Source organism: Microtetraspora malaysiensis (assembly GCF_001528665.1).
Taxonomy (GTDB): domain Bacteria; phylum Actinomycetota; class Actinomycetes; order Streptosporangiales; family Streptosporangiaceae; genus Microtetraspora_A; species Microtetraspora_A malaysiensis.
Window position 1 is genome coordinate 84,213 of record NZ_BBYJ01000034.1, and the last position, 7,437, is coordinate 91,649.

At 72.8% G+C, this 7,437-nt stretch carries 6 protein-coding genes; 4 read left to right on the forward strand and 2 right to left on the reverse strand.

Going from position 1 to position 7,437, the window contains the following annotated elements:
* Positions 1–21: 21 nt before the first annotated feature.
* The gene (locus AWQ71_RS34840; protein WP_067141919.1) at positions 22–1,644 is read right to left on the reverse strand and encodes a serine/threonine-protein kinase; all 1,623 of its coding nucleotides are present in this window, start codon (positions 1,642–1,644) and stop codon (positions 22–24) included.
* Positions 1,645–1,808: 164 nt separating this feature from the next.
* On the opposite strand from AWQ71_RS34840, the gene AWQ71_RS34845 reads away from it, so the two are divergent.
* From AWQ71_RS34845 to AWQ71_RS34860, 4 genes are read left to right on the forward strand one after another with little or no spacing between them, the layout of a single operon-like run.
* A complete protein-coding gene (locus tag AWQ71_RS34845) occupies positions 1,809–2,693 on the forward strand; it encodes an ABC transporter ATP-binding protein (RefSeq protein WP_218002088.1) in 885 nt (294 codons plus the stop codon).
* Complete coding sequence (locus AWQ71_RS34850) at positions 2,693–3,430, forward strand: ABC transporter permease (protein WP_067141922.1); 738 nt, start codon at positions 2,693–2,695, stop codon at positions 3,428–3,430. Before AWQ71_RS34845 ends, AWQ71_RS34850 begins: the two co-directional genes overlap by 1 nt.
* A complete protein-coding gene (locus tag AWQ71_RS34855) occupies positions 3,427–4,620 on the forward strand; it encodes a sensor histidine kinase (protein WP_084259631.1) in 1,194 nt (397 codons plus the stop codon). Before AWQ71_RS34850 ends, AWQ71_RS34855 begins: the two co-directional genes overlap by 4 nt.
* A complete protein-coding gene (locus tag AWQ71_RS34860) occupies positions 4,617–5,222 on the forward strand; it encodes a response regulator transcription factor (RefSeq protein ID WP_067141929.1) in 606 nt (201 codons plus the stop codon). The genes AWQ71_RS34855 and AWQ71_RS34860 overlap by 4 nt, the downstream gene beginning before the upstream one ends.
* A 58-nt stretch (positions 5,223–5,280) precedes the next feature.
* Here AWQ71_RS34860 and AWQ71_RS34865 read toward each other — a convergent pair whose 3' ends face one another.
* Complete coding sequence (locus tag AWQ71_RS34865; RefSeq protein WP_245658786.1) at positions 5,281–6,480, reverse strand: EAL domain-containing protein; 1,200 nt, start codon at positions 6,478–6,480, stop codon at positions 5,281–5,283.
* Positions 6,481–7,437: the final 957 nt, after the last annotated feature.

Here is a 7,437-nt window from a genome sequence, read left to right on the forward strand (position 1 = left end):
TCCGTCGCCGCGCGAGCGGGATCAGCGCCGGTGGTCGTTGAGGAGGCCGGACCGGTTCAGGTAGTCGACCAGCGGGCCGCTTGAGGCCAGCCGGCCCTTCCGCCGCGCCTCGTTCATCGTCCGGCTGAGCTCGCGCAGCTTCTTGCGCACCTTCTCGGGCTTGCCGTCCGAGACCTTCTCCCGCATCTCCTCGATCTTGTCGCGTACCTTCTCGGCCGTGTCGGAGTCGATGCCGCCCTGCTGCTCCTGGGCGGCCAGGGCGCTCGCGAGCCCGGCCAGCCACGCGAGGGGGCCGTTCACGACCCTCGTGGGCGACGGAGACGGAGCCATCGGCGTCGGGGTGACCGACGGGGTCGGTCTCGGGGTGGCGGACGGGCTCCGCCGCACCGGCGCGGGCGTCGTCGCGGCACTCGTGGGAGCCGCCCCGGAGGCGTCGGGCGTGGACGTCGAGGACGGGGAGGCCAGCCACACCACGGCCAGGACGGGGACGACCGCGCCGGCCGCGATCATCGCCCCCTTGCGCCGGGACATCCCGCCGCGCTTCGGGCGTCCGGAGCTTCCGGAGTTTCCTGAGGACCACGGCCCCGGCGTGACGGACGTGTGCGCCGTCGGACCGCCGTCCGGGTAGGCGAGATGCCCGCCGTATCCCGACGTGGGCGGCCAGGCGGTCGGGTGCGCGGTGTGCCCCTGCGTGGGCGCCCCGCCGCCCTGATAGGCCTGCGGAGGCCAGCTGGACGCCGCGCCGCCCCCCTCGAAGAACCCGGCGTCGCTCACGTCGAGCAACGCTGTGTCGCCGGCCCGCGCCGGGCCGGGAGGCGGGGGCGGGGCGCTCCGGGTCCGGGCGATCACCTCTCCGGCCGTCGGCCGGGCGCTCGGCTCCTTCTCCAGCAGCGCCAGCACCAGCGCCTCCAGGTCCGCCGGGAGCTCCGGACGGAAGCGGCGCGGCGGCGGGGGCGGCTGCTGGATGTGCTGGAAGACCAGCTCGGCCGACGACCCGGCGAACGGCGGGTGACCGCACAGCAGCTCGTAGCACACGCAGCCGAGGGCGTACATGTCGCTGGCCGCGTCACCGGGGCGTCCCATGATCTGGTCCGGCGACATGTACGCGGCGGTGCCGACGATCATGCCGACGGCGGTGAGCCGTCCCGCCGCCTCGTCCGCCAGCCGGGCGATGCCGAAGTCGACCACCTTGACCTGGCCGCCGTCGGTCAGGTGCAGGTTGGCGGGCTTGATGTCGCGGTGCACGACCCCGGCCCGATGTGCGGCGTCCAACGCGACGGCCACCTGCCCGACCAGCCGGCGGACCTCGTCCACCCCCAGCGGCCCCCGCGCGGCCAGCTCCTCGGCCAGGCTCCGGCCCGAGAGCAGCTCCATCACGAGGAACGGCCGCCCCTCGTGCTCGCCCACGTCGTACACGCTGACCACGTTGGGGTGGACCACCCGCGCGGCGGTGCGCGCTTCCTGGGCGAACCGGGCCCGCATCGACGGATCGGACCCCTCGGCCGCGAAGACCTTGACCGCCACCGGCATATCGCGGACCAGGTCGTGGCCGCGCCACACCTCGGCCATCCCGCCCCGGCCGATCGGCGCGTCCACGCGGTAGCGGTCGCCGAGTACGGAGGAGACTCCCACCCAGCCGTTCACCGCAGCCCCCTACACATCAGCGTCAAAGGATGACGAACACCCTAACGGAGGGATCAAGGGGACCGGGCCCGCACGACCGGCCGCGCTTCTCTGACAAATGTCATGAAGAAGGCCGGAGGTATGGAACTGCAGCGAGCAGCGGTACGCCTCCTAGCATCGAGCGCGTGAACGCCATCTCCTTCTCCAAGGTCACACGGGCCTACGGGGACGTGCTCGCGGTGGACGGGCTCGACCTCGACATCCCCCCGGGCCGTACGGTCGCCCTGCTGGGGCCGAACGGCGCCGGCAAATCCACTGCGATCAACATGCTGCTCGGTCTGCTCCGCCCGACCAGCGGCCAGATCAAGATCTTCGGGGAGACGCCCGAACGCGCCATCGCCCGCGGCGACGTCGGCGCGATGCTCCAGGAGGGGACGCTGATCCCCGAACTGACCGTCGCCGAGACCGTCGGCTTCGTCCGGAGCCTCTACCCCGACCCCCTGCCCCTCGACGAGATCCTGCGCATGGCCGAACTCACCGACCTGGCCGGACGCAGGGCCGGACGGCTGTCCGGCGGACAGACCCAGCGGGTACGGTTCGCGCTGGCCATCGCGGGCGCTCCCCGGCTCCTCATCCTCGACGAGCCCACCGCCGCCATGGACGTCGAGTCCCGCCGCGCCTTCTGGGACAACATACGGGCGTACGCGGCACAGGGGCGCACGGTCCTGTTCGCCACCCACTACCTGGAGGAGGCCGACGAGAACTCCGACAGGGTCGTCGTCATCGCACGCGGCCGGATCGTCGCCGACGGGACGGCCGCCGAGATCAAGGCCGGGGTCGGAGGCCAAACGGTGAGCTTCACGCTCGGCACGCAGTCCGTCGCCGGCCTTGACGCGCTGCCCGGCGTCATGGCGGTCGAGATCACATCGGGCCGTGCCGTACTCAGGACGAGCGACCCGGACGCCACCGTCGACGCGCTCTACCGCAAGACCACCCTCGATGTGCGCGGCCTCGAGATCGCCGGGGCCGATCTCGAGGACGCCTTCCTCGCACTGACCCAGGAGTCCTGATGCTGAAGCACATCAAGATCGAAGCGCTGCGGATGCTGCGCAACAAGCGCTACGCCGTCTTCGTCGTGGCGTTCCCCCTCGGCTTCTACCTGCTCTACTCCAACCTGTGGGGTGATCAGGTGGACGCGACCACCGGGGTGAAGGCCAGCGTGATCCTCATGGTCTCCATGGGCGCGTACGGCGCACTGGCCTCGTCCATCATGTCCACGGCGGTCCCCTGGGCGCAGGAGAGGGAGAGCGGCTGGCTGCGCCAGCTCCAGATCACGCCGCTGCCCAGCTGGTCGTTCATCGTGACCAAGCTGGTCGTGTCCATGCTGCTCACCCTGCCCGCACTCGTGCTCGTCGGCTTGGCGGCCGTCCTCACACAGGGCGTCTCGCTTCCGCCGGGCGCGTGGGCCGGGCTGGTCGTCGCGATGTGGCTCGGTGTGATCCCGTTCGCCGCGCTCGGCCTGGCCATCGGCTCGCTGACGCGCCCCGACACGGCCCAGCCGCTCGCGATGATCGGCATGTTCGGGCTCGCGCTGCTCGGAGGTCTCTGGATCCCCCTCGACATCATGCCGGAGACCATGCGGTCGATCGCCAAGGTGCTTCCCTCGAACGACTACGCCACCATCGGCTGGCAGATCGTCGCGGGAGAGACGCCGTCCGCCTCGGCGGTCCTCGGCATCCTCGGGTGGGGCGTCGCCCTGATCGCGTTCGCCATCTTCGCCTTCCGGCGGGCTACCGTACGCGCATGACCGGCAGGCTGGAGCGCGTCTTCACGTTCGGGGGGGCGGGGGGACGAGGGTCACGACTGCGGCGCCTGATGGGCATCTCGTTCGGCTTCATGTACCTCGCCTACCCGGTGTCCGACATCGTGACCGGGGAGGTGTCCGGCGCGGAGGCGGTCTGGCAGAGCATCGCCCTCGGGGCGTTCGTGGTGACCTACATCGCCGCCGTCCTCACCCCAGGGGAGCACGGCGAGCGCGGCAGGCAGACGGTCACGCTGATGGCCCTGACGACGCTGATGGCGGTCGTGTTCCCGCTCCTCTTCGGGGGCGGGTGGACCGCGTTGCCGATCTACGTCACCGTGATGCTCTCCATGGCGCTGCCCCTGCGGCTCGCCCTGGCGGCGATGGCGGCGATGACCCCGGTCGTCCTCGCCGACTGCCTGGTCGCGGGCGCGGAGACCGGCACCGTGATGATGCTCCTGATGCAGGTGTGGACCCTCGGCATCCTGTTCGCCAGCGTTCGTAACACGCGCATGCTCGTCCTCCAGCTCGAGGACGCGCAGCGGGAGGTCGCCCGGCTGGCGGCGAGCGACGAGCGGCTCCGCATCGCGCGAGACCTGCACGACCTGCTCGGGCACAGCCTGTCGCTGATCGTGCTCAAGAGCGAGCTCGCCGGCCGCCTGGCCGAGCAGGGCGCGGAGCGGGCGGTCCACGAGATCGCGGACATCGAGTCCGTCGCGCGGCAGGCCCTGGTGGAGGTGCGCGAGGCCGTCACCGGGTACCGCCGGCGAGGGTTCGCCGAGGAGCTCGACGGGGCGCGCGCCGCGCTCGCCGCCGCCGGGCTGGCGGTGACCGCCCGGATCGCCGGGACCCCACTGCCCGACACCCTCGACGGCCTCTTCGGCTGGGGGGTGCGCGAGGCCGCCACCAACGTCGTACGGCACGCCCGCGCCACCCGCTGCGAGATCACCGTCACCAACGACGGGACCCATGCCACGCTCGAGGTCACCGACAACGGCGTCGCCGGGCCGTACGAGCCGGGAAGTGGCCTGCGCGGCCTGGCGGAACGGGTCCGCGCCGAGGGCGGCGCGATGGAGGCCGGGCCGTCGCCGGGCGGATTCCGGTTGCGCATCGCCGTGCCCGCTCCGCACCCCGCCGGGCCGGAAGACGAGTCCGCCGCTCGCGACACCGGCGTCCATCTAGGCTCGGGCACATGATCCGCGTCATTCTGGCCGAGGACCAGGCGATGGTCAGGGGAGCGCTGGCGTCGCTGCTGGACCTGGAGCCCGACATCGAGGTCGTGGGGGAGGCGGCCACCGGAGAGGAGGCGGTCGCCGTCGTGGAGCGCCTCGAACCCGATGTCGCCCTCCTGGACATCGAGATGCCTGTGCTGGACGGCATCGCCGCCGCCGCGCGGATCCGCGCGCGGACGCCCGGATGCCGGGTGGTGATCCTGACCACCTTCGGACGGCCGGGATACCTGCGCCAGGCCATGGAGGCGGGCGCCTACGGGTTCCTCGTCAAGGACAGCCCGGCGCGCGAGCTGGCGGTCGCGATTCGGCGCGTACTCGGCGGCGAGCGGGTGATCGATCCCGGCCTGGCCGCCGCCGCTCTCAGCGCGGGGCCGAACCCCCTCTCGCGCCGGGAGCGCGACGTCCTGACCGCGGCCGCGGACGGCTCCACGATCATGGACATCGCCCGCGCGCTGCATCTTTCCGAGGGCACGGTACGCAACTACCTCTCCTCGGCGATCCAGAAGACCGGCGCGCGCAACCGCATCGAGGCCGTGCAGCGGTCGCGGCTCCAAGGCTGGCTCTGACCGCCCCCGCACTCCTCGCGGGACTCCGGGCACGGCAGTGCCCGGGCGGTCGGCGAGGTCAGCGGGCGGGCCGGAGGCCGGCCACGCTGCGGATGAGGTCGCCGACGCGGACGATCCCCATGCAGCGGCCGACCTCGTCGACCACCACCAGATCGTCGTAGACCCGGGACGCGTCACGCCCCGCGAGCTGCATCGCCGCGATCGCGGGGGTCGTCCTGGGCACCGTCCTCGGGGCGTCCGCGATGCGCCTGGCCGGCTTCTTGGCATGCAGCGCGTGGCCGTACGCGCCGGCCATGAAGAGCAGGAAACGGCTCCGATCGGCGCTCCCCACCGGCCGCTGGTATTCGTCCACCAGGATGACGCTGGTGATCGACGGCTCGGAGCCGAACGCTCCGACCACCTCCTCCGCGGTCGCCTCGGCGGACAGCGTCACGCCGGGAAGCAGCAGCTCCTGGACCCGCGGTCCGAGCAGCGCCGCCGCGGGTGTGGTGTCCGGCACGGGAAGCGGGACGCGCACCCGGACCCGCCCCGCCGACGGCTTCCAGTCGATCGGCGCGAGCAGCGGGCCCTGCGCCAGCCGGATGCCCCACCCGCGCACCGCGGCGAGCTGGGTCTCGTCCCGCAGTCCGGGGGCGAGCACGTGCGTGCCGAGACCGCGCGCCACCCCGACGAGCGACTCGGCGAGCGCGCTGCGACGCGGGTCACGCGGCAGCCGGTCCACCAGGTCGCGTGCCAGCACCACCACGTACGGCGAGGCGTCGGCGAGCAGATCGAGCGGCAACGGCGCGCTGCCCAGCCCGCCGAAGGCGATGAGATATCCGGCCGCCCGCAGGCCGTCGATCCCGGCGAGCAGGGCGCGCCGGTCGGCTTCCGGGACCTCCCCCTCGACCACCAGGATCAGTTCGCGCGACCTGCGGCCCGACACGCGCACCGCCTCGTGCAGTGGGGCCAGGCCGCCGGAGCCGCCGATCACCGCGCGGGCCGGGATCGGCAGCACGAGCGGGAGCAGGGCCGCCGCCCGTGACGCGGCGAGCAGGCCTCGCACCGTCCCGGAGACGTCGGACGGCGGGGCCCCCGGTACGTCGCCCGTGTTCACCTCCACCGCGACGACTCCGCCGGTGTCGAGATCCACGATCGGCACGAAGACCGGGGTGGGCGGGTGGCCGGGAGCCCGCGGGTGGGCGCCGGAGGAGCCGGGCGCGGGTGCGTCCGGGGCGGTCTGGGCGGGTGGCGCCGCGAAGGGAAGGGGGACCGACACGGTTGAATTGTGCTGCCCCGATACCCGTGATCGGTGGGGCAGAAAGCGAAGTTCACCCACTTTTCCCCTGCTGTTCTGTGGGGATATATCGCCGCAGGTCCGGCACGTCACCGGACGATCCGATCCGCCCTTCGGAGCCGCCGGAACCTTCCCCGCTATGCCGCCTGAGCGCCTGCCCCGAGGAGCCGCAGGAGCGCATCCCGCCGCCGCGTGACAGTGTCGACCAGACCGGCGTGGGCATCGGAGATGACCATCTGCACCCCGGAGAGGCCGCGGCCGCGCGTGCAGGCCCGCGCGTGCAGGCCCGCGCGGGCGGTACTCGCCGTCGATGAGCGGCGCTGCGCTGCGGCGGGTGGCTGTTCCAATGTGCGTGGTTCGCGCCGCTGCTGAACGGTGACCGCTGCCGAGCGGTGAGCGCTGCTGAACGGTGACCGCTGCGCTGCGGCGGCTGGTTGTTCCGGTGTGGGTCACGGCGGTCGTGAGGGAGCGTTCCGGGATCTCGCCGTTGATGAGTACCGCTGCGCTGCGGCGGGTGGCTGCTCCGGCGCGCCGTGATAGCTGGTCTCTGGCGTCACCGCTTCGCGGCTTCGGGCGCGGTGGTACATGGCACGGTCCTACGCGCGCCTCCACAACCACCCGCACTCCGCTCCGCTCACCCCCGCACCGGCTCCTCGCCGTAGGCGCATCGCCTCGTCCTCGGCCTCCTTCTCGCCGCAACCTGGGAAACCCGCTCATGGTCCGGCGCCGTCGGGAAACCCGCTCATGGTCGGGCGCTGCCGGGAACGCCGCTGCGCTGCGGCGGGCGGGCCCTCCGGCGCGCCGTGATAGCGGGCCTCTGGCGTAACCGTTTCGCGGCTCGGGCGCGGCGGTACAGGGCACAGTCCTACGCGCGCCGGAGGTCCCACCCGCACTCCGCTCCGCTTTCCCGCCGCACTCACTCCTCACTGTCAGGCCCCC